Genomic DNA, 23,053 nt, shown 5'->3' on the forward strand with positions numbered 1-23,053 from the left:
ATGTTAGATTCTTACGTGAACCCCCCGTTGGTGGAGGTAGGCCTTAGCCTCCGGGATAGTATATTCCCGGAAGTGAAAAATAGAAGCAGCCAGAACTGCATCGGCTTTTCCTGCGGTCAGTCCTTCGTAGAGATGTTGGAGATTTCCGACTCCCCCCGAGGCAATTACCGGAATACGAACGGCTTCAGATACCGCCCGGGTTAAGGGGATATCGTAACCCTGTTTGGTTCCGTCTTGATCCATACTGGTTAAAAGGATCTCACCAGCTCCGAGTTCTTCAACCTGGCAAGCCCATTCCAGAACATCGAGCCCTGCAGGAGTTCTTCCACCGTGAATATAAACTTCCCAACTTTCCGTCGGTTCAGAGGATCTGGTGGGAGGGGAGGTACGGCGTCTGGCATCGATAGCCACGACGATACATTGAGAACCAAACCGTTCAGCCCCTTCTCGAATGATCTCGGGGGTTAAGACGGCCGCTGTATTGATAGAGACTTTGTCGGCTCCGGCTCTCAGGAGATTGCGGATATCCTCTACTTTTTTAATTCCCCCCCCTACAGTAAGGGGCATGAATACTTCCGCGGCCGTTCTTCGTACCACGTCGATCATGATCTCTCTCTTTTCGTAGGAGGCAGTGATATCCAAAAAGGTCAGTTCATCGGCTCCCTGTTGATCATAGATTTTTGCAATTTCCACCGGATCTCCTGCGTCCCTGAGGTTAAGGAATTTAACCCCTTTCACTACACGTCCGGCTTTAACATCCAAGCAGGGGATAATACGTTTGGTGAGCATACTAAATTCTGAAGGTCATGGGCAAAAGGCAAACCAGGAGGTTCCTTAGAATCCTTTTTACTTTTTGCCCCTTCATCAAAGCTCAGGATAGGCTTTTATCCCTTTGCCTCCTTCTATTCTTTTGGTTTTTATTTTCCCCTGGCAAGTTTAATGGCTTCGGCCAGGTTAAAATTATGAAGATATAAAGCTTTTCCGACAATAGCTCCGATAACCCCCATATCCTGGAAGGGCAACAGCCTTTGGATATCTTCCAGGGTCGAGATACCTCCGGAAGCAATAACAGGTTTGTGGCTACCCAGGACGATAGTTCGAAGACCGTTCAAATTGGGTCCTGTGAGCATCCCATCTCGTTGGGTATCTGTGTAAATGATTGCTTCGATGGGGCTGTCTTCAAGTAGCCGGACCAGGTCGGTAGCCTTTAATTCGGTTACTTCCCTCCAGCCTTGGATGGAGACTTTTCCATCCCGGGCATCGATTCCGACCAGAATATTTCCCGGGAAAGCCCGGCAGGCTTCTTTGACAAAGTCAGGTTGTTGAAAGGCTATAGTCCCCAGAATAACCCGTCTGGCACCGGCCATAAGGGCCTGTTCGATGGCTTTTAAAGTTCGAAGTCCTCCGCCCAATTGAATAGGTATCGAAACGGATTCGGCTATTTCACGAACAACTTCCAAATTTTGAGGTTCGCCCCTAAAGGCTCCGTCCAGATCAACCACATGTAAAAGCCCGGCGCCCTGGTCTTCCCAATGTTTCGCCATAGCCGGTGGATCTTCACTAAATACGGTCTCCTGGTTTAACTTCCCCTGGGTAAGGCGCACGCACTTCCCCTGGTGCAAATCAATGGCAGGGATAATCTCCATCTTCCGTTCTTCCTTTCTTCTATTTTCTTATTTTTTAGGTAATTTTTCGATTTTAACCTTTGCGATTCGCTTGGAATCCATATCCACGACGGTTAGTTTATATCCTTCATAGGTAACGATTTCACCGCCCTTGGGTAGTCTTTGAAGCTTGGACAGCATAAACCCGGCGATGGTATCATATTCCGGAGATTCCGGGAAAGGCAGATTTTGTTCGGACTGTAAATCCCGGATCGTTACAGACCCATCGACCACCAGAGAGCCATCTTTGAGGACTTCGATAGGTCCTTTATCTTCTGTTTCCGATTCATCTCGAATTTCGCCTACAATCTCCTCCAGGAGGTCTTCCAGGGTAACCAATCCCGCTACTTCTCCGTACTCATTGACAACGATGGCCATGTGCATACGCCGTCGCCGGAGTTCACTCAGCAAATCACTGATCATAATCGTATCGGGGACTAAGTAGGCTTTATGGACAAGCTCCCTTAAAACGATCGGTTTCCCTTCGGCCAGGACCTCGATGACATCCTTGTTATATAAGATACCCACGATATTATCCAGGGTGTCCTCATAAACCGGGATTCGCGAATATCCACTCTCTACCAGAGCTTTGACGACGTCTTGGGAAGGTGTATTGACTTCAATGGCATAAATTTTTACCCTCGGAACCATGACTTCCCGAACGGAAGTATCTGCAAACTCAAAGACGCTGTGGATTAGCTCATGTTCAGTTTCATCGAAAACACCCCGATCGGCTCCTTCCTTAATCATATACTTAACTTCTTCCTCCGAAACAATGGAGGCCTGGGGGTTTTCTTCCACACCTAACATTTTCAAGATGATATTTGTGGAAAAAGTCAGGATCTTAACCGGGGCCGAGGAGATCCGGGACAACAGATCGATAGGTTTTACGACCCAGGAGGCCACCCGTTCGGGGTTGGTCAGGGCAATGGACTTAGGAACCAGTTCCCCTAGGACCAGGGACAAATAGGAAAGGGTAATCACCACGATTCCGAAAGCAAGAGATTGGCTCCAGTTTTGAAGAATTGGTATCTTTTCAAGTAAAGGTTGTAAGAATTGAACGGCTGCTGCACCGCCGAAGACAGAAGCCATAGTTCCGACTAACGTGACCCCGATCTGGACGATAGCTAGAAGGCGATCGGGTTCTTGCTTGAGTTGATCGACAATCTTAGCCCATGGGACACCTTCTTCGACCAGTTGGAGGATTTTACTTTTGCGACTGGAGATAACAGCAATCTCTGCAGCAGAGAAAAATCCGTTGAGGAGAATTAAAAAAAGGATGATTACCAGTTCAAATAAAAATTGTTCAGCCGTCATACTGAAGTTAGAAGCAAGAAGCCAGAAGCGAGAAGCCAGGAGTTTTAATCTTCATTTCTTGCTTCCCATACCCCTGGAGTTATCTTTTAGATCCGTCCCTGCCTTGTTTATTTCCTGCTTCTTGCTTCTTATCTATTGCTTACTGCCTAGGTTTTTTGGGGGGCATATGGATTACTTTTCCGAGGACATCGAGGGCGGCTTCTCCCATAGCTTCGGTAAGTGTCGGATGGGCATGAATGGAATGGGCAATATCTTCGGCGGTAGCTTCCAGGTTCATGGCTAATACAGGTTCGGCAATCAGATCCGTTACATGGGGACCCAACATATGAACTCCTAAAATCTCCCCGTATTTCGCATCGGTTATGATTTTAATAAATCCTTCTCGCTCTCCCAGAATGGTCGCTTTTGAATTGGCTGCAAAGGGAAATTTTCCAACTCTAATCTCCCCGACCTTTTCCCGAGCTTGTTTTTCGGTCAAACCGACACTGGCGACTTCGGGGATTGTATAGATACATCGCGGAACAGTATTATAATTCATGTGACCTCCTTCCCCTAAAGCATTTTCTACGGCCGCTATACCTTGATGGGAGGCAGCATGGGCCAGCATGATTTTACGGGTAACATCCCCAATGGCATAAATTCCAGGAACATTGGTTTCCATCCGATCGTTAATAACTACGGCACCTCGGTCCAGGGCCACCCCTATTTTTTCAAGGCCCAAATCTTCAGAGAAGGGTCTTCGCCCCACGGCAACCAGGACAATCTGGGCCGAAAATTTTTTCTCTCCGTCCTTGGTTAAAACCGTTACGATTTTATGACCCGCCGTTCCATTACCGATCTCCTTAACCTGGGCACCGGTGTAGACTTCAATCCCGTCTTTCTGGATAATCTTCTGAAGTCCCAGGGCGATTTCTTCATCTTCCGTTGGAATGATTTGGGGGAGCATTTCTATGACCGTTACTTTACTCCCTAGCTTACCAAAAATCGTCGCCCACTCTACCCCGATGTAACCACCTCCAATGATAATCACGCTTTGGGGCAATTCTTTAAGTTCAAAGGCCCCATCACTGTTGATAACTCCTTCTGAGTCGATTCCGGGAATCGGGATGCTGGAAGGAACCGAACCGGTTGCTATAACAATTTTTTCGGCACTGACCGTTGTGCGGGTTCCTGCTTTTTCAGTCACCTCTATTTCATGGGTGGAGAGGAACTTTCCTTTTCCTTGGATAATATCAATTCCATTACTTTTGAGAAGAGATCGGGCTCCTGCGGAGAGGGTTTTTACGGCTATATCCTTCCGTTTGCTCATCTTATCGTAATCTACCGAGATTTCCCCAACATTTACACCGTAATCCTTGGCATGTCTTGCAATCTCAACCAATTCGGCTCCCCGTAAAAGAGCCTTGGAAGGAATACATCCGCGCAGGACACAGGTACCTCCAATTTCATCCATTTCCACTACAGCCGTTTTAGCTCCCAGTTGTGCTGCCCGAATAGCAGCCACGTACCCTCCTGGACCACCTCCAATAAATAAGATATTGTAATCGTATGGCATGATGTCTTAAGTATGGGAGTGTGGGAGTGTGGAAGTGTAAGCCTATAGATTTTGTTTACCTCTACACTCCTACACCTGACTGAGGTTTTACTTTTCCTACCACGACCAGCGAATAATTAACCGGATCCAGATATTTCTGGGCAACCCGTTGGATATCCTCTGCAGTTACCCTGCGAATGAGGTCGGGGTATTTACGCAGATAATCGAAACCCAGATGATATTTTTCAGCAGATATAAGATAACTGGCTAATTGATTGCTGGTTTCAAATTTAAAGACATAACTTCCAGTCAAATAATTCTTGGCATTTTCCAGTTCTTCCTCGGATACCCGCTCCTTCTGGATTAGTTCAATCTCTCGAAGAAATCCTTCTATAGCCCTGTCTTTATTCTCAGGAGAGGTGCCTATGTAAGCCGTAAAAACCCCGGGTTCCTCGGTTGCAGAGGGTGTAATATGGGCATAAACCGTATAGGCAAGTCCTTGCTCATCCCGCAGCTTTCTGGAAATCCGGTCGGTAAAACCGGGCCCTGTTCCTAAAATATAATCCATAACCCGTAAGGCATAGTAGTCTGGATTATCCCGGGTAATCCCCAAATGCCCCAGATAGATATGGAGCTGTTCTTTTTCTTTGTAAATATATTTTACCCGGGGTTTGGTTGGACCGACGGCCCGTAAGGATAACCGCTCAGAGGCTCCTACTAAAGGTTTCCTGGGCCAATCACCAAAATATTTCTCAATCTTTTCACGGGCTTCCTCTTCACTTAAATCCCCCACAACGGCCAGGATGGTATTATTGGGAACAAAATAGGTCTCATAATAATTCACTACATCTGAACGGCAAAGGGTTTTAACCGTTCTCGTATATCCTTTTCCGGGGCGATGATAGGGATGATCCCCATAAACCAGTTCTCGAAAAGCCTGATACGCGACGATATTGGGATCATCCTGTTCACTTTTGATGGCAGCCAGTTGTTTATTTCGTTCTTTAATTACCTCTTGTTCATCGAACAGGGCATTTTTCAGTATATCCGATACAATATCCAGAGCAATATCCACATCTTTGCTCAGGATTTGAGCGAATACGCCGGTACTGGAAGTCTCCAAATTACCTCCAATGAAATCCATGATTTGGGCAATTTCCAGCCCGCTTCGGTTTTTGGTCCCCTCGTCCAAAAGCGTTCCAACCAGATAAGCGAGTCCGGCTTTGTCTTCTGGTTCATGCTTTTGCCCGGCATCTACAAAAGCCTCTATGGCAACAATAGGATAAAATCGGTTTTCTAAAAAAAGAACGGTTAATCCGTTGGCCAGAACCCATTTCTTCGGTTCGAAATCCTTCATTCCTCTATTCTCCTGTTCTTTCTTGTTTTCTCCGGAACGGCCCAGCCTACCGTCTTGTTTTCATCCACGAAATACTGGTTAACAACCCGAACGATATCTTCTTGGGAAACTTTTTCGATATTTTCCAGATAAGTGTTCAGGAAATCGTAATGAAGGGTTGTCTCATAATATCCAAGAGCTTTCGCCAGATTATAGGCTGTTTCTTGATCAAAAATAAAATCCGCGGAAATGATATTTTTAGCCCGTTGCAGCTCATGGTCTGGAATACCTTCCTGTTTGATTCGATCTAACTCCTCCATAAGGATTTTTTCGACTTTTCCCAGACTTTTACCGGGTCGTAGCTCGGCGTAGATAAAGAAGGCACCTTCATATTTCCGCGCATCATGGGAGGCACGAACAAAGTTAACCAATTTCTCTTTTTCGACTAATCTCTGATAGAGGCGAGAACTCTTTCCCGAACTTAATAGGGTATCCAGTACATCCAGGGGGTAATTGTCCGGATGACCGATTTTAGTCGTATGATAGCCCATTTCCAAACGTCCCACCTGGGTGTCTTGAACAATTTTGAATCGATGTTCCCCACGCTGTTTGGGTTCTCGGGAAGTAACAGGAAGAGGCGGAGGGCCCGGAGGGATGGGATCAAAAAGCCGATGAATCTTCTCTAAGGTTTTACCCGTGTCAAAATCTCCTACGATGACGAGGGTTGCATTATTAGGCAGATAATAGGTATTGTAATACTGAATGACGGCTTCTCGGGGTATTTGTTCGATGTCCTCTTGCCATCCAATGATGGGATGATGATAGGGATGGACACGAAACATGGTGGCTTCCAACTCCACTTCTAATAATCCCCAAGGGGAATCTAAACTTCTTTTCATTTCTTCAAGGACCACTTTTCGTTCCAGCTCGAATTCTTCGGGGTCAAATAGACAATTCCGCATCCGATTGGCCTCAATTTCCAAAGCCACTTCCCACCGATCCGAGGCAAAGTTAAAAAAATAAGCGGTATAATCATGGGACGTGAACGCATTATTATGACCGCCATGGACCATGGTTTTTAGATCGATCTCTCCTTTACGATATCGGTCGGTACCCTTGAACATGAGATGCTCTAAAAAGTGAGATAAACCGGTTTCCCCCTTCCTTTCGTTCACCGAGCCCACTTTATACCAGATCATACTGCACACAACCGGTAAGTGGTGCTTTTCCAGAGTCAGAACCTTAAGTCCGTTCTCCAATAGGGTTTCTTGAATATTACCTTTTAATAAAGTCAAATATTTTCATCCCTCCTTATGTTTTTATTTTATTAAATCTTATCCTCTTAATCCTCCTATATAAGGGATTGATAGATTTATTATTATACGTTAAAAGCCTAGGGTTATCAAGAAATTTTTTATACCTTCTACAATTTGACGAATTACCCCTTCTCCAGGAAAAAGCCCTCTGATTCCACAAAGATGATCCTCTAGAGTCACCTTACCGGATGGAATTATAGATTTTGCCGGAATATGTCCCTTGACGAAGAGGAGGTTCCAGATATACCCTAGAGCAGTAAACCCAAAATCGATAAGAGTAAGAGAAAGGAGAAAAGAAAATGGAGAGTGTACGTGTGGAATGGAAAGCTTTACAGGAATTTGCGACCCAGGTATTTGAAGGGTTGGGGATGCCACCCGGGGATGCGGCCAAGGAAGCTGAAGTGCTCCTATGGGCCAACCTACGTGGTGTGGATTCCCATGGCGTCCAATTAATTGCTTCTTATTTGAAGCAGGTGGATGCAGGTGTGATGAATCCAAAGCCTCGTATTCAGATTATTAAGGAGACTCCTGCTACGATATTCGTTGAAGCCGACCGGGCTTTTGGACCTATTGTTACTACTTTTACCATGGAGAAGGTCATGGAAAAAGCACGGGAAGTGGGGATAGGTTGGGGATTGATTCGCAACACAACCCATCAGGGGGCCATGGGTTACTACAGTCAGATGGCTGCCGCGCAGGACATGGCCGGTATTGCCGTAGTCAGCAGCCCACCCAATATGGCCCCTCCTGGGGCCCGAGCGGCAGGGACCCATAACAGCCCTATTTCCATTGCAGTGCCCGGTAAGACCCGTAAATTCATTACCCTGGATATGGCAACCAGTGTGGTTGCCTGGGGTAAACTGCTGGTGGCCATCGATAAGGGAGAATCCATCCCCAAAGAATGGGGTTTGGACAAAGATGGACGCCCGACGACGGATCCTAAACAGGTTGCTTTCCTGCAGCCAGCCGGAGGATATAAAGGTTACGGTCTGGCCTTGATGTTCGAATGTTTATCGGGCCTGATGGCCGGTAATCCTTTAATCACAGCCATTCTGCTCAAGCAAACGCAAGGATCCCCGGTTATCCAAAATAGCTTTGTGGGGGCCATTAATATCGGTAACTTCACAGATATTAACGAGTACAAAGAGAATGTTGATAGATTGGTTGCGGCAATAAAGAGTCTACCAAGACAGGAAGGGGTTGAAGAGATTTTCGTACCGGGAGAACCGGAGGAACGTGTCTATGAGGATCGAATTAAAAATGGGATTCCACTCCCCCCGGGGACCATCGAGAAACTACGAGCCGCCGCAGAGCGGTTTAAGCTTAAATTACCACCGGGTCTTTAAAACTTCTCTCCCACTCTCGTTAAATCCAGAGAAGAAAGGGCCGACCTTCAAGGTGCAGGCCCTTCTGGATGAAATCTCCTTGACAGGAAAAAACTCCTTCGGTTAAATATAAAGCAGGCAAATCGAAGAGTTTGTCTTATTTTATATATAAGTAAAGGTTAATCGATTCGTTAAGAATATAAGGAGGTGAGTCCATCTGAAAACGAAACAGGTGAGTTTAAAAGATGCCGTAGATCTTATCCGGGATGGATCCAAGATTGCCGTTGGGGGTAATAGCCTTCATCGGTCTCCATCGGCTATCATTCGGGAGATAGCGCGGCAAAAAAAGAAAGATCTGGAGATTATTAAGACGGCCGGAGCTTATGATATTGATTTGCTCTGTGCGGCCGGGTGTCTGGGAGCCGTCTCTGCAGGATTCGTTGGATTTGAGGCGGAATTCGGTCTGGCACCTAATTTCAGGAAAGCTGCCGAGAGTGGCCAGATCCAGGTTAAAGAAAATTCTTGTTATACGGTTATATCTGGATTACGGGCCGCTGCATACGGGATTCCTTTTCAACCTACTGCCGGGCTTTGGGGGAGTGAACTGCCGGAGGCTGCAGGATTTAAAAAGGTTCAAGATCCTTATTCAGGGGTAGAAGTTTATGTGGTTCCGGCTCTAAAGCCGGATTGGGCTATCTTGCATGTACAGGTGTGTGATCCTTATGGAAATGCACGGATCTACGGTTCTACCTTTGAAGATGTCTTAATGGCTAAGGCGGCAGGAGGAGTTATTCTCTCCACCGAACAAATCGTATCTTCTCAGGAATTGAGTACCCAACCCGAATTAACCCAAATTCCAGGTATATTTGTAAAAGCCGTAGTCGAAGTTCCCCGGGGCGCTTATCCTTGCAGTTGCTATCCCTATTACGATTATGATGGGGATCACATTCGTCAGTACCTTGAACTCTCCACCGATGGGGATCGTTTGGAGGAATATCTTTATTCCATGGATATGGAGGTTGTTGGGAGCTAACAGAGGGAATAGGGGAGCTAGAAAGGAGAAAAGAACGGTTGTTCTCCCTTCTCCAACTCTCCCATTCTTCTACTCTTCGACTCGAATATGTGGACTATTTCGGATATCATGGCCGTTTCCATGGCCCGTCTATTAAGAAATGGCGAGACCGTTTTTCATGGTGTGGCTTCCCCTCTTCCCATGGTGGCTATTCTCCTGGCCAAGAAGCTCCATGCTCCGGATCTGATTTATATCAATATTACCGGAGGGATAGATCCAGAACCAGCACGGCTTCCTCACTCTACGGTCCATCCTGAGCTTTTTAAGGGATCGGCCATCATCTTTAGTTTACAGGATCTATTTGATCTGGCAGCCCGGGGCGATTTAGATGTTGCCTTTTTAGGAGGAGCTCAAATTGATCAACACGGGCGAACAAATATGACGGCAATAGGATCTCGCCAACATCCTAAAATTCGCCTTCCCGGAAGTGCAGGAAGTGCTTCCATTATGCCGGTGGTAAAAAGGGTCATTCTCTGGAGGACACGCCATGACCGTAAAACTTTTGTAGAGCGATGTGATTTTATCACGGCAGATGGGAGGGTTGAGCGGGTTGTCACCCCTTTATGCATTTTTAAGAAAGTGGATAATATCCTCCAGGTTGAAAGCATTCATCCCCATGCTTCACGTGAAGAAGTCCTTGCAAATACAGGTTTTGAAGTCCGATTCCTTCCCGATTTTCATATAACTCCTGAACCCACCCCTGAAGAGCTTAAGTGGCTTTCAGAAATCGATCCCCATCGGGTTCGAGACATTGAATTTTCATAATCGGGGGGAAAATAATACTTGACTTAAAATTTAATCCTAGGGTATGATAACATTTACATATCTAATCTAAGCGGTGACCGTCATCATTACGCCGCCCGTTTTCTCGTGTGGGTATCTCAGCTTGTTCAGGATTTCGACTCAACATAGCGGCCCTTTCTAAGGGTGACTCTGTGGGTTACTCCTGCAAGTTTAACTTTATGATTGCTTTATAGGGATTTCTTGAAGGAGAAAAGCCATGAATTATGAGATTATGTACCACCCGTCTTATTCCCTGGCGATTGTAAAGCTGGAAGCTGGTGAATTCCTCTCTGCGGGTGCAGGTACGATGGTCAGTATGTCCGATAACATCGTGATGGAGACCAAAGGGCAAAAAGGCGTTCTGGGAATGCTCAAACGGTCTGTTTTAGGAGAGGAGTATTTCTTTATCAATACGTTTCGTGCGGAAGGCGGGAGCGGCGAGATCACATTTGCACCTCCTTTCCCAGGAGATATCCTTTGTTATGAGCTTTATAACGAAACCATTTATGTACAATCCGGCTCTTATATCGGATCCTCTCCAGATATTGCCATCGATACCAGATGGAATGGATCTAAAAGCTTCTTCTCCCGGGAGAGTCAATTCCTGCTCAAAATCAGTGGGAACGGACCTCTTTTCATAGCCAGTTACGGAGCTATGTATGAAAAGAATCTGGCCAAAGGTGAAAAATATCTGATAGATACCGGGCACCTGGTTGCGTTTACCAACGGAGTTACTTATGCCATTAAAAGGGTTGGCGGCCTTAAACCGACTATTCTCGGTGGTGGGGAGGGGGTCGTTTGTGAATTTACAGGACCCGGACGTATCTTTATTCAAACCCGTAGTGAAGATGCCTTTCTCGCCTGGCTGCTATCAAAATTGCCCAAGAAGTAAGCCAACATCTGCCCTGACCTTTACAAAAACCCCGTTTCCCTTAAAAGGATTTCTGAGGAATAGGACTTTCAAATCCTATAAAAGCCGGATAAATTTATCCGGCTTTTTAGTAAAAGCGTCATTTGATTTTGGAATTCATCATCAATCTTAAAACCTAAAAACAGGCTAAAACGTATCTTTATTTGTTCCAAATGCGGCCTCTATCCCTCCAATCCTTAGATGAGCGATTACAAAAGGCCACCGATCAGGAAGAAGCCCCGGGTATCACGCTTCTGATAGCTTATAAAAGTCAATGCATTTATCATAAAGCCTTCGGCTATGCCCAGCTAATTCCAGAAAAAAAAGTACTGACCCTGGAAACCCTCTTTGATGTGGCTTCTCTTACCAAGGTTTTGGCTACCACAACGGCTATTTTATTGCTTCTTAAATCGGGGGAGATTTCCTTACACGATCCGATTTCCAAATATTTTCAAGAGTTTCATACTTCTGAGAAGAGTTCGATAACCGTTCGACATCTTTTGACCCATTCATCGGGCTTGCCGGCTTATTACCGGTTTTACCAGGACCTTTGGAAGGAAGACCAGAAACGAGGCGGGGGATTTCTTTGTACACAAGCCGCCAAGGAACAGGCTATCCAAACAACCTTAACCCTGGATCTTGTCTATCCAACCGGACAGGATTATAAGTATAGCGATCCAGGATTCATCCTGTTGGGAGCTCTGATTGAAAAAATTACCGGTATGGAGTTGGATAAGTTTTGTCAACAGGAAATCTGGCTCCCGCTGGGGATGAAAAATACTTTTTTTAATAATTTAAAGGAAACTTTGCCGGCAGCCTTTCGGCAAAACTCTCGGAAATTTGCTGCAACCGAATATTGCCCCTGGCGTCAAAGGGTCCTGTACGGGGAAGTTCACGATGAAAATTGTTATGCCATGGGTGGGATTGCCGGACACGCCGGCTTATTTTCAACCTCTGAAGATATTTACCTTCTTGTGAAGAAGCTGCTGGATTGTTATCAAGGAAAGGATGACTGGATTCCACCTTCCTGGGTCCGAGAATTTTTCACCCGACAACATTTACCGGAGCACTCTACCTGGGCTTTAGGTTGGGATACTCCGGCCTCCCAGGGTTCTACCTCAGGGACGTACTTCTCTAGGGAGTCTGTAGGTCATACGGGGTTTACAGGGACCTCTATTTGGATAGATCTTAAGAAAGATCTGGTTGTTATCTTACTATCCAATCGGGTGCATCCTTCTCGAAGTAATCAACGATTTGCTAAACTGCGACCGGAAGTTCATGACATGGTGCAGCAGGTGGTGAGCAGGGGATTGTAGGCAGGGAACAGAAAATTTACTGCCTACTATCCTCTACTTCCCCCCATAGAAATGGATCAAATTAAAAAGATTCACATGATTGCCATATGCGGTACAGGTATGAGTTCGCTGGCTGGTATGCTGAAGAGTTCGGGATATGAGATTACGGGATCTGATGATAATGTCTATCCACCGGTCAGTACGCAGTTGGATAAATTAGGAATTCCCTACTTTAAGGGCTTTAAGCCTTCCAACCTGGATCACCACCCTGATCTGGTCATTGTAGGAAATGCCATGTCCAGAGGTAATCCCGAGGTAGAGGCTATGTTGGATCGGGGGCTTAAACATACTTCTTTTCCCCAGGCCCTCTCCGACTTCTATCTCAAAGACAAACATCCCATTGTAGTAGCCGGAACCCATGGAAAAACCACCACCTCTGCTGTAATCGCCTGGACGCTGGAGTGTGCTGGCCTAGATCCTTCCTTTATGGTGGGTGGAATCACCAAAAATTTTCATAGTAATTATAAACTGGGTTTGGGAAAATATTTCGTGGTTGAAGGGGATGAATATGATACGGCTTTCTTTGATAAAACCCCTAAGTTCCTCCATTATCGACCCCGTTCGGCCCTTATCACCAGTCTGGAATTTGACCATGCCGATATCTATCAAGATTTAGATCAGATTCGGGAGGAATTTAGAAGATTCATCAGGTTAATTCCCCAGGATGGCCTTTTAGTAGCCTGCATAGATGATCCTCGGGTTCGGGAACTGGTTCAAAAAGTGAGGGTACCCTTGGAAACCTATGGATTCTCCCGAGAGGCCCAATGGAGGGCAGAGGATTTGAAATTCTCTGAAAAGGGAACCGAATTTACCATCTATCGCGGAAAAGAGGTATTTGGAAACTTTTTCACAGGTACCATGGGCCGTCACAATGTCCAAAACCTGTTGGGTTCGGCGGCACTCCTTGCCGGATTGGGACTTTCCGCCAAGGAGATTCAGGAAGGATTAGAGACTTTTCAAGGTGTCCGAAGACGTCAAGAGCTGGTGGGAAACGTGGGAGATGTTATCGTTCTGGACGATTTTGCCCACCATCCTACGGCGGTTCGAGAAACCCTTCAAGCAGTAAGATCTCGATACCCCGGTAGACGGTTATGGAGTATCTTTGAACCCAGGAGTGCTACCAATCGACGTAATGTCTTCCAAAAGGAATATGTCCGGGCTTTTAAAGAGGCCGATATTGTTATCATAGCCGATGTTTATCTTCCTGAGAAGGCTCCGGAGGGAGCTCGTTTCTCCCCGGACCAACTGGCCGAAGATTTGACCCAGGAAGGTAAAAACGCCCGGCATATTAGCGGAACAGATCAAATTATAGCCTACGTGATGGAAAGAGTCCGGCCCGGAGATGTGATCCTCTGCATGTCCAATGGTGGATTTGATGGGATTCAAGGAAAACTTGTGAAAGCCCTCCATTTAAAGGAAAACCTGAGGTCAGGGCTGCCGGAAGATACCAGGAAGTCCAGAGACCGGGAGGCAGGAACTCTTTAGTATTTTTTTGTCAAATTTTACAGTAACTGCTAGGTTCTGCCCTCACCCACGGCCCCTCTCCCACAAGGGGCCGTGGGTGAGAGGGAGCAAAGTACTGCGTGTTTACCGTTAGTTAGAAAAAGGTACTTCGTTAGCTGATTTGGATTGTTAAATCTCGATCATTGAATATCTAAAACCGCCGAGACGATATTGCTGGTACCTCCAGCATCTTTCACGTAGAGATTAACTTCGAGTTGTGAGGATCTGGGGGTAAAGGAGTTGACAGGGACAGGTATATGGAGGGTTTTGGGAGCTCCGTTAACTCTGAAAGAGATAGGAGAAAGAGAAGGCCCGTTGGTGATAAAGATGTGAATCGTTCCAGAGGTTATTCGCTCAGAACCAGGTGTATAATCAGTAGTCAGGGTTACAATCTGTCCAGGACTGGCCGGATTCGGGGTAATGGTCAGTGAAGATAAAGACGGGGGAGCAGCAACCGAAGGTGGAGAGTAGGGAAGAGGACCCCTTAAGCCACAGCCGTAAAGAATCCCTGGAGTTATCCCGATAAGAATCCAAAACAAAAGGTTTTTGTTTATCTGTCGCATCATGGGGTAACCTCATCATTTATGTAGGTTAGAAGTATTCAAATCTCAGTCGCATCTTTCAGATAAACCTTATAAAATAAAGCTTTCTATTTGTCAAGTTTATATCGAAGGAGAGAAGTATGAAGATCCCATCACGCTTACGAGAAAATGCCCTGGCTATTTTTAAGGCAGGACTTCAAGCTGCAGACCCTTTAGAAGCTATTCATCGCCATGTCAAACGGATGGGCCTTAAGCTTCAGGTGGGCGAAAAGGTTTACAATCTTTCAGATTACGAGAGGATGTATGTAATCGGAGGAGGAAAAGCCGGAGCTTCCATGGCCCGAGCCGTTGAAGATCTTCTAAAAGGTCGAATTACGGCCGGGCTTGTCAACGTGAAGTATGGGCATTTAGCCGATCTGGAGGTTATTCGGCTCAATGAAGCAGGTCATCCTATTCCCGATGAGGCAGGGGTTCGAGGCACTCAGGAAATTGTGGATCTGGCGCGTCAGGCCGGAGACAAAGACCTGGTCATTTGCCTCATTTCTGGAGGTGGCTCGGCCCTTCTTCCTCTTCCTGTTCCGGGGATCACCCTGGAGGAAAAGCAAACGGTCACCAAACTTCTATTAGCCTGTGGAGCTACCATCAATGAGATAAACGCACTGCGAAAGCATATCTCTCAAATTAAAGGAGGTCAACTGGCCCGAATCGTTATGCCGGCAACCCTTATCAGTCTGATTCTCTCCGATGTCATCGGAGATCCTCTCGACGTCATCGCCTCAGGACCCACCGTACCCGATGAAAGTACCTTCCAAGATTGCTGGCGAATTCTTGAGAAGTATCAATTGGTGGATCGGGTCCCTCACTCTGTTCTTAACCATATTCGTGGAGGTTTATCCGGTCGGATTGCGGAGACCCCTAAACCCGGTGATCCTGCCTTTGCTAAAACTCAGAACCTCATTGTCGGTAGCAATTTCCTGGCCGTTAAAGCAGCCGCCCAAAAAGCTAAAGAACTGGGTTATAACACCCTGATTCTCTCCTCCTTTGTGGAAGGAGAGACCCGGGAAGTAGCTAAAGTTCATACGGCAATCGTCAAAGAGATTTTAAACTCCGGTAACCCTATTCCTCCTCCCGCCTGTATCATCTCGGGAGGGGAAACTACCGTGACCCTCAAAGGAGAAGGATTGGGTGGAAGAAATCAGGAGTTTGTGCTGGCTGCCGCTTTAGATATAGCCGGTTTAAAAGACGTGGTAGTACTGAGTGCTGGAACCGATGGAACCGATGGCCCCACCGATGCAGCCGGTGCTATCGCCGATGGATCTACCGTGCAGCGAGCCAAAGAGTTAAAGCTGGATCCTTTTAAATACCTCCAGGAAAATGATTCCTATCACTTTTTTCAACCCCTTGGGGATTTGATCCTTACAGGACCTACCAATACCAACGTGATGGATTTACGAATCATGCTGGTAGGTACTTAGTGGCAAATTCCTTGGAAAATATTCCCATGAGAAGGCTGGTTTTGGTCTCCCTTGTAGGGATTCTTCCTTATTTTTGGGAGATAAGGTATCCTGATTCGGGAGAGATTTTGCGGGATAAGTTAGTTCAGGCAGGTCCTGTCCAGCCCAATATGCCACAGACCTCGCCCCCTCCACCCCAGGCCCCTCCTCCCCTTCCAACCCGACCCATTAAACCTCAAATCCCTCTACCCATTCCCCGTCCCCGGATCGTACCGATCCCTCCGGCCATGCCAGGGATCCCGGCAGACTTCGAATTTCTGTTAATCCCCATAAGAACCAACCTTCTCAAGGCAGGTTTCAATTCCAGAAGAGGTAATATCCGGGTGGCCAGCCTGCGTATTCGATCCGTCATAGCTGAATTAGACCTGCTCCGGCAGTGGTTCCCGGATACGGCCCCTCAAATTCAACAGGCTCAAAGTAACCTGAATGAAGCTCTACGGCTTTTGGATCGAAACAGACCCGATGAAGCGGTCAGAATCCTCCGGGAGTCCGAAAAAAATCTCGATTCGATCCTGAAAGGGGATGATATCAGGTAGAAATCTTGAATCGAATCTCTTGAAAGGTTTTTTCAAGGCTCTCTAACCGCTGGAGGGTGGTCTCATATTTTGTGAGGAGTATTTCAACCGGTCGGAGGATATGATCCTCTAAAGATTTGAGAATATCCTTCTGAACCTGTTCTCTAAGTTTATCTTGCTCCCTTCGAATCAAATGGCGAATTCTCCGTTTTAGGACCAAAGCTTCTATAAAGTAGCTGAGCAGAGGAACTGAAATTAAAGAAAAAATCAGAGATTGAATGTGGAGAAGGATCTCGTCTAAATGGATTTCATAAAGGGAGATTCGACTGATATAGGATAAAGCCGGAATCCCGACGGCAGCCAGGGTAGCCAGCAGAGGAAACAGGTGTTGTCGAGATCTCCATTTCTCCCATCCGGATAGTTGGGTATAGCTTTCTTTTAAGGAGGCTTTTAATTTTTCTTTTTCGGTCTCTAAAAGTTTTTTGATTTGATCCCGGTTAGGAGGATGGATAGGTGTACAGGTATAAGGGTGGGTGGACGTATGGGAAGTCGCTCCCATACGTCCATATTCCCCTGTTCCTACACTCCCGTATCCCCCTACTCCCCTACTCCCACTTTCTGAGAATACGCTCTCCCATTCTTTTTTAATATCCCGCAGAAGGGTATTCAGGCGATGATAAATTGCACCTAAATCCATCAAGGCCTCCCATTTATCTAAATAAACAGAGACATCTTGAAAATCTTTTTCCTGACCCTGTCCGGAAAATGTAGCTGCAAATTCTTGTAAATAGCCTTTAAAGTCGGAGGTTATCTGGCGTAGGAGATAAAAAGGGGAAAATAACCGAAATTTAAAACTGATCATGAACCCCAGAGGACCTCCCATGAGGAGATCGATGCGATTCATGAAAACATCCTCCAGGGTTCTCCTAAAATCTCGAGTAAATAATGGATCTACGACCCGATCCTCTACAATTTTAGGGATACTGGCCAGAGAACCCATCCCAGCCCGGTCAGGGGAACTTGTTTGGGGCCTGTCGGAGGGTTTTAGACTTGCCTCGGTTAATAAGTATCGACATTTCTGGATCATTTCCCATCCCTTTTCAAAATGAAGCAGGGTTTTTAAGTCGAGGAAAAGGGAATGAATATCCTCTAAAAACTTTATCTGACCCATCTGCTTCAAAGTGACCTGATCCCGAATCAACTTTTCGAGTTGACCGAATTCATTTTCGCTAAAATCCTTTGCTTCTCCTTGTTTACTCTGGAGAGCTCGCTTTGCAGAAATCCGGAATATCCGATTTCGGGGTAGGTTGGGATAGCCTTCTTCTTTCAAAACTTCCAGGAAATGATCCACAATCCTTTCTAAACTTTCTCGGGCCTGTTTGCGATTCGGTTTATTTTCCAGGAGCTCATCGATTCGATTAAAAACAAAAATAAAGCTCTTTTGATAATTGGCTAAAACCGATAAGTACTTTTCATGGAGGACCTCATCGTTATACTTTTCATGATCCACCATCCAGATAACGATGTCGGCATGGGGAATCATTTCATTGACTTGTTGAGGATGTGAAGGTTCGTCGCTATCAATGTCCGGTAGATCTACCAGAACTACCTCTTCCAGGGAGAATTCTTTGTGGGAAGAGATCTCATCCCGGCCAGGATGAAAGAAGGGATACTTTAAAATCTGATCGATCCGTTTCTGATGGCAGAAAAAGACTTTATGATCCGTGAATCCTCGCTTCGCGGAACTTTTAGAAATAACTTTCCCGGCAAGGGCATTGATTAAAGCAGATTTGCCAACCCCGGTCCCTCCAATGAGGGCTATAAATAAAGGCTCGTCCAGAGCGTTCAGCTTCTCTTGAATAGACCGGACCTTCTTTCGAAATAGTTCCAAAACGGCAGGATCCGGCCGGATAAAGTCCAGTTCATTTACGAACCTTTCTAGATCGTTGACCAGGTCCTTGAGATGGTCTTTGAGTTTACTTTGCATCGAGAAGGCGGAAGGTGAGAGGTCCGGTAAGCCTTCCTTTCACCTCTTATCTGGTTCCTTTCGCCTAATCCTTTTCGGCCTCCAGCCGTTGTATAAAGGGTACGGCCTTTGTTTTAAGGAGGCTTACATGAGCTGCCAAACGATTGATGTTTTCTAAATCTTTTTGATACTCTTGGATAAACCTTATATAGCGTTCTTTTCGTTTGTTTACTACATTTTTGAAAATATCTAAGTATCTTTCCCCTCCGGCAACCATAAACCGTTCCAGTTCTTCTTTTCCCCAAAATTTAGTAACCAGCCAATCCCATACCCAAGAAATTCCGGCTGCAGCGGCGGCTTCTTCACCGGTGATGGTTCCCCCCTTGGCTCCAATATAAATGAAGAGAAGTAAAATAAGTATTAAAATGACACTATCCATCAAATTGATCCACACAGAGCCAACTTCCCGAAGGGCTTGTATTTTGGAGTGCACCTCCCCTTCCAACCACTTCTTAAATTGGGTGACTTCCTGGTTATACAAGGTATAGATTGAGTCCGAAGCGTGAGGGGGTTTGAGAGGATGGGAGTGTGGAAGTAGAGGGGGTGGGGAGGTGGGGAAAATAGTGTCTGTATTCCCAGACCTACAGACTCCTACATTTCCAGACTCCCCTGCTCCTTCCAGACTGGATCCAATACAGCTTTCTTTAATCAATCGCTGTACATGGTCTTCCACATCTCCCAGGTGGCTCATCAGAATATTGAATTTCTTATCAAAATCCCCCTCGATAAAATGCTCGATGGCATCTCGACTTCTTTGGAGGGTCTTTTCTTCCTTACCGAAGATGCTCTTAAACCATTCCCAAACCGTCTTAACTCCCTTTAAAAGAGCTACATTCAGGGATCCGATGAGACTCGCCAGGTTTTCTCGAATCAAATTGATAACCGCACGGTTATTAAGCCCTCCCACGAGTTTAATTTCATTGATCATTGCTTCGGTAGTAAGGCGAAAATCTTTTTCAATTTGACTTTCCAGGCTAAGAAGTTCCCGTTGCTGTTCCTGGAGGTGGGCAAGCAGGGCTTCTAACCGCTCAATCAGATGATCCAGGGATCTGGAGACGAGTTGAAACTTAAACTTCCTTTTCTCTGCCGGATTCAGAAAAGTGTTAAAAAATTCGTAAAACTCATCTCTAACTTTTTGAGAAAGCTGTAGAGGATAATTCTCCGTTTGGGGTTGTTCCCGATCTATATAGAAAATCCTTTCTTCTAAAGGGGATCCCTGGATTCTTGAACGGGAGCCGGTAGGGTCCATCTTTGGAATCCTTCCCTTTTCCCGTAAGTGTTCCTTGAAATCTTCTATAAGTCCCTCGGCTTTATGCTCGGGAGTAAGCTTATTAAGGACAAAGACGACAGGTTTTCCCAGGCTTTGGAGGTACTGGACATCCTCCCAGAGGCGGTTATCGGCATACTTTTCTGTGCTGAATATAAACAGGATTAAGCTTGCGATATGGAACAGGTCATGGGCAACCTCCTTGTTTTGAGCCTCGGTGGTATCCACATCGGGGGTATCCAGTAGAGCAAAATCTTCTGGGTAGTCAGGCCGTTGGGAGGGATACAGGATAATTTTTCTAGGAAGAGATTTTTGTTTGTCCCTGGAAGACCTTGTGACCCGATTTTCAAATACTTGCAACATGACCTGTTGAGACACGATCTTCTCGTACGGTTCCAGGAAATCTTTTCGATTAAAATAAGCCGTTTGGGAAGGATGGTGGTAGAGGACCGGGATCGAAGTAGTCGGTCTTAAAAGGCTGACCAAACTTGCGATCTCGCCTGCAAGGGTGTTAAACAGCGTCGATTTCCCGCAACTCGAGCCTCCGGCAAAGGCGATGATAAAGGGCATGTTAAAGTTACTTAAAATAGAGGTCACACCTTCCAGATCCCGAGAACGAATTTCCGATAACTCCTCCATTTTTTTTAAATAATCTGGATAACCGGGCAGAAAGTAAACCCTGGTGAGATCCTCGATGATTTGATGGAGAAGCTCAAGGATTCCCTGTCTCTGTTCTTCAAGTTCTATACTGGGTGATTTAAAAGTATTCATCAGGGATTGAGTAAGAAATTTATTTTCTTTTAAATAAAAAAGGCTGCTTAACCCGCCATCAGGCTTAAATGATTGTAATTATAATATAACACAGACATTTTCTATCGCCATATTAAATTTAAAAACAGATCCTATCCCTTTGCAGAATGGGGCCTTCGTTTCCAGGCCTTCTCCAACATCCTGGACTTAAAGTAGTCCCCGGAGAGCTCCCATGGTGTAACCGGATCTGGGACCGGTCGTTCCGGTGGAACTTAACGGGTTTAACCCTTCCCCCGGGGTTTGATAACCTCGATTTAAAGTCCCTGAATCTTATCCCAACCCAGGAATCCTCGAGGGGTTAGGGAGCTATTTAAAATTTTAGTTGCAAGATCGGTAGTTTTTTACCGTTATGATAAAATCTTGACAGTTTGAGAGAAGCGGGTTTACACTCTTTCCTGAGATTAAAGGGGTTAGACACGGCCTGGAAAGTTCTATCTTTGAACTTGCTTAGGGACCCGAACAGGTTAGAGATTTATTATAGAAGGTTGAAAATTTTCCATTTAATCTGTTTTAGATAGGAGGTTCTTTCATGCGTTGGTCAAGGTATTTTTTACCTACTTTAAGGGAGGTGCCAGCAGAAGCCGAAGTCATCAGTCACCAATTGATGGTAAGGGCGGGAATGATTAGAAAATTAGCGGCGGGGGTCTATTCCTATCTTCCCTTTGGATTGAGGGCTTTAAAAAAAGTTAGGGAGATTATTCGGGAGGAAATGAACCGGAAGGGAGCGCTGGAGGTTTATCTTCCCGTAGTTCAGCCTGCAGAGATCTGGCAGGAATCGGGTCGATGGCAGCTTTATGGTAAAGAACTGTTACGGTTTAAAGACCGACATGATCGGGATTTTTGTCTGGGTCCCACCCATGAAGAAGTGATCACCGATATTGTACGTAAAGAGGTTAAATCTTATCGCCAGCTTCCCCTTAACCTTTACCAGATCCAGACAAAGTTTCGAGACGAGGTTCGGCCCCGGTTTGGGCTTATGCGGGGTCGAGAGTTCGAGATGAAGGATGCTTACAGTTTTGATAAAGATGAAGAGGGGGCCAACAAGAGCTACCAGGATATGTACGATGCTTATTGCAGGATTTTTGAGAGGTGTGATCTCAATTTCCGGGCTGTGGAAGCCGATACAGGTCCGATAGGAGGTTCCTATTCCCATGAGTTTATGGTGTTGGCCGATACCGGGGAAGATATTGTGGTGGGTTGTGATACCTGTAGCTATGCGGCGAATATGGAGAAAGCCGAAGTTCGACGGGAATCCAGGGAAACCCAAGGGGTTGAAATGAAGGAATTGGAAAAAATTTATACCCCCCAGGTTAAGACGATCCAGGATCTGACCACTTTTCTGTCTGCTAAACCGGATCAAATGGTTAAAACTTTGATATTTCAAGTCGATGGGCGACCGGTAGCAGTTTTGGTTCGTGGAGATCATGAAATTAACCCGGTAAAACTTAAAAATCTTCTGGGAGCCGATGTGGTGGAAATGGCCGATGAGGAAACCGTTCGAAGAGTTAGCGGTGCTCCGATAGGATTTGCAGGTCCTGTAGGACTCAAGGGTATCGAAATTATAGCAGATTTTGCCGTTCAAGGAATGTCAAATTTCATTACCGGAGCCAATGAAGCGGATAGACATCTAAAGAACGTTAACCTGAATCGGGATTTTAAAGTAGATCGGTTTGCAGATATTCGTCAGGCGATGGAGGGGGATCTTTGTCCACGGTGCGAAACCGGAAGACTAAAAATTACCCGGGGTATAGAAGTCGGTCATGTATTCAAGTTGGGAACCAAGTATAGTAAAGCCATGGGAGCTACTTTCCTGGATGCCGATGGAAAGGAAAAATACATTATCATGGGTTGTTATGGAATCGGGGTTGGAAGAACTGTAGCGGCTGCCATCGAACAAAATCATGATGAAAACGGAATTATCTGGCCTTTCCCCATCGCACCTTTTCATGTCCTGATTTTACCCGTTAACATGACAGACTCTCGTATGGTGGAAACAGCCGAAAAAATTTATCAAGAGCTTCTTGCAGAGGGGATCGAAGTACTTCTCGATGATCGGGATGAAAGGCCCGGGGCTAAGTTTAAAGATGCTGACCTTATTGGAATTCCTTTGAGGGTTACGGTGGGTAACCTGGTCGCATCGGAAGGAAAGGTTGAAATTAAATTCCGTAAAACTGGAGAAGTTGAAAAAGTTCCTGTCACTGAAGTAACACAACGGATTAAAGCGATTCTTTCTGCTCAGCTAAAATAGCTGGCAACTAGTTTGC

18 protein-coding genes are annotated in these 23,053 nt (G+C 45.8%); 9 read left to right on the forward strand and 9 right to left on the reverse strand.

Annotation, left to right across the window (positions count from 1 at the left end; translation table 11 throughout):
• Positions 1-3 precede the first annotated feature (3 nt).
• The 6 genes from hisF to VNM22_13930 form a co-directional block, all read right to left on the reverse strand.
• Positions 4-789, reverse strand: a complete 786-nt coding sequence (hisF, locus tag VNM22_13905) for an imidazole glycerol phosphate synthase subunit HisF (protein ID HWP48253.1) — start codon at positions 787-789, stop codon at positions 4-6.
• Positions 790-917: 128 nt separating this feature from the next.
• A complete protein-coding gene (hisA, locus tag VNM22_13910) occupies positions 918-1,646 on the reverse strand; it encodes a 1-(5-phosphoribosyl)-5-[(5-phosphoribosylamino)methylideneamino]imidazole-4-carboxamide isomerase (GenBank protein ID HWP48254.1) in 729 nt (242 codons plus the stop codon).
• A gap of 27 nt (positions 1,647-1,673) precedes the next feature.
• Positions 1,674-2,981, reverse strand: coding sequence for a hemolysin family protein (locus tag VNM22_13915; protein ID HWP48255.1), 1,308 nt, complete (start codon positions 2,979-2,981; stop codon positions 1,674-1,676).
• A gap of 139 nt (positions 2,982-3,120) precedes the next feature.
• Entirely contained in the window at positions 3,121-4,536 is a 1,416-nt protein-coding gene (gene lpdA, locus VNM22_13920) for a dihydrolipoyl dehydrogenase (GenBank protein ID HWP48256.1), read from the reverse strand.
• A 61-nt stretch (positions 4,537-4,597) separates the two neighbouring features.
• The gene (locus VNM22_13925; protein HWP48257.1) at positions 4,598-5,872 is read right to left on the reverse strand and encodes a pitrilysin family protein; all 1,275 of its coding nucleotides are present in this window, start codon (positions 5,870-5,872) and stop codon (positions 4,598-4,600) included.
• Positions 5,869-7,146 carry a pitrilysin family protein gene (locus tag VNM22_13930; protein HWP48258.1) on the reverse strand — a complete coding sequence of 426 codons (1,278 nt, stop codon included), beginning with the start codon at positions 7,144-7,146 and terminating at the stop codon, positions 5,869-5,871. The genes VNM22_13925 and VNM22_13930 overlap by 4 nt, the downstream gene beginning before the upstream one ends.
• 320 nt (positions 7,147-7,466) lie before the next feature.
• Here VNM22_13930 and VNM22_13935 point away from each other — a divergent pair, with 320 nt between their 5' ends.
• The 6 genes from VNM22_13935 to mpl all read left to right on the forward strand — a co-directional run bounded on the left by VNM22_13935 (position 7,467) and on the right by mpl (position 14,097).
• Positions 7,467-8,513 carry an Ldh family oxidoreductase gene (locus VNM22_13935; GenBank protein HWP48259.1) on the forward strand — a complete coding sequence of 349 codons (1,047 nt, stop codon included), beginning with the start codon at positions 7,467-7,469 and terminating at the stop codon, positions 8,511-8,513.
• Between the two features lie 211 nt (positions 8,514-8,724).
• Positions 8,725-9,525, forward strand: a complete 801-nt coding sequence (locus tag VNM22_13940) for a CoA transferase (GenBank protein ID HWP48260.1) — start codon at positions 8,725-8,727, stop codon at positions 9,523-9,525.
• A gap of 87 nt (positions 9,526-9,612) precedes the next feature.
• Positions 9,613-10,329, forward strand: coding sequence for a CoA-transferase (locus tag VNM22_13945; GenBank protein ID HWP48261.1), 717 nt, complete (start codon positions 9,613-9,615; stop codon positions 10,327-10,329).
• Between the two features lie 235 nt (positions 10,330-10,564).
• Positions 10,565-11,239, forward strand: a complete 675-nt coding sequence (locus VNM22_13950) for a TIGR00266 family protein (GenBank protein HWP48262.1) — start codon at positions 10,565-10,567, stop codon at positions 11,237-11,239.
• A gap of 191 nt (positions 11,240-11,430) precedes the next feature.
• Positions 11,431-12,573: a serine hydrolase gene (locus VNM22_13955; protein ID HWP48263.1), complete on the forward strand. Its 1,143-nt coding sequence runs from the start codon at positions 11,431-11,433 to the stop codon at positions 12,571-12,573.
• A gap of 75 nt (positions 12,574-12,648) precedes the next feature.
• Positions 12,649-14,097: a UDP-N-acetylmuramate:L-alanyl-gamma-D-glutamyl-meso-diaminopimelate ligase gene (gene mpl, locus VNM22_13960; GenBank protein HWP48264.1), complete on the forward strand. Its 1,449-nt coding sequence runs from the start codon at positions 12,649-12,651 to the stop codon at positions 14,095-14,097.
• A gap of 158 nt (positions 14,098-14,255) precedes the next feature.
• Here the strand turns inward: mpl and VNM22_13965 are convergent, their stop codons facing one another.
• Entirely contained in the window at positions 14,256-14,681 is a 426-nt protein-coding gene (locus VNM22_13965; protein HWP48265.1) for a hypothetical protein, read from the reverse strand.
• A gap of 116 nt (positions 14,682-14,797) precedes the next feature.
• Between VNM22_13965 and VNM22_13970 the strand changes: the two genes are divergently transcribed.
• Together VNM22_13970 and VNM22_13975 are read left to right on the forward strand one after the other, a co-directional pair.
• Positions 14,798-16,132, forward strand: coding sequence for a glycerate kinase (locus tag VNM22_13970; GenBank protein HWP48266.1), 1,335 nt, complete (start codon positions 14,798-14,800; stop codon positions 16,130-16,132).
• Positions 16,133-16,158: 26 nt separating this feature from the next.
• Positions 16,159-16,707, forward strand: a complete 549-nt coding sequence (locus VNM22_13975; GenBank protein ID HWP48267.1) for a hypothetical protein — start codon at positions 16,159-16,161, stop codon at positions 16,705-16,707.
• Here VNM22_13975 and VNM22_13980 read toward each other — a convergent pair.
• Entirely contained in the window at positions 16,700-18,673 is a 1,974-nt protein-coding gene (locus VNM22_13980) for a GTPase (GenBank protein ID HWP48268.1), read from the reverse strand. The two genes, VNM22_13975 and VNM22_13980, sit on opposite strands and share 8 nt — an antisense overlap.
• 64 nt (positions 18,674-18,737) lie before the next feature.
• Positions 18,738-20,750 carry a dynamin family protein gene (locus VNM22_13985; GenBank protein ID HWP48269.1) on the reverse strand — a complete coding sequence of 671 codons (2,013 nt, stop codon included), beginning with the start codon at positions 20,748-20,750 and terminating at the stop codon, positions 18,738-18,740.
• A gap of 568 nt (positions 20,751-21,318) precedes the next feature.
• Between VNM22_13985 and VNM22_13990 the strand changes: the two genes are divergently transcribed.
• Positions 21,319-23,037 (forward strand): proline--tRNA ligase, encoded by a 1,719-nt coding sequence (locus VNM22_13990; protein ID HWP48270.1) that lies wholly within the window; start codon positions 21,319-21,321, stop codon positions 23,035-23,037.
• The last annotated feature ends 16 nt before the right edge of the window (positions 23,038-23,053 follow it).

The sequence above is a fragment of the Candidatus Limnocylindrales bacterium genome (assembly GCA_035559535.1).
In the GTDB taxonomy this organism is placed as follows: domain Bacteria; phylum Moduliflexota; class Moduliflexia; order Moduliflexales; family JAUQPW01; genus JAUQPW01.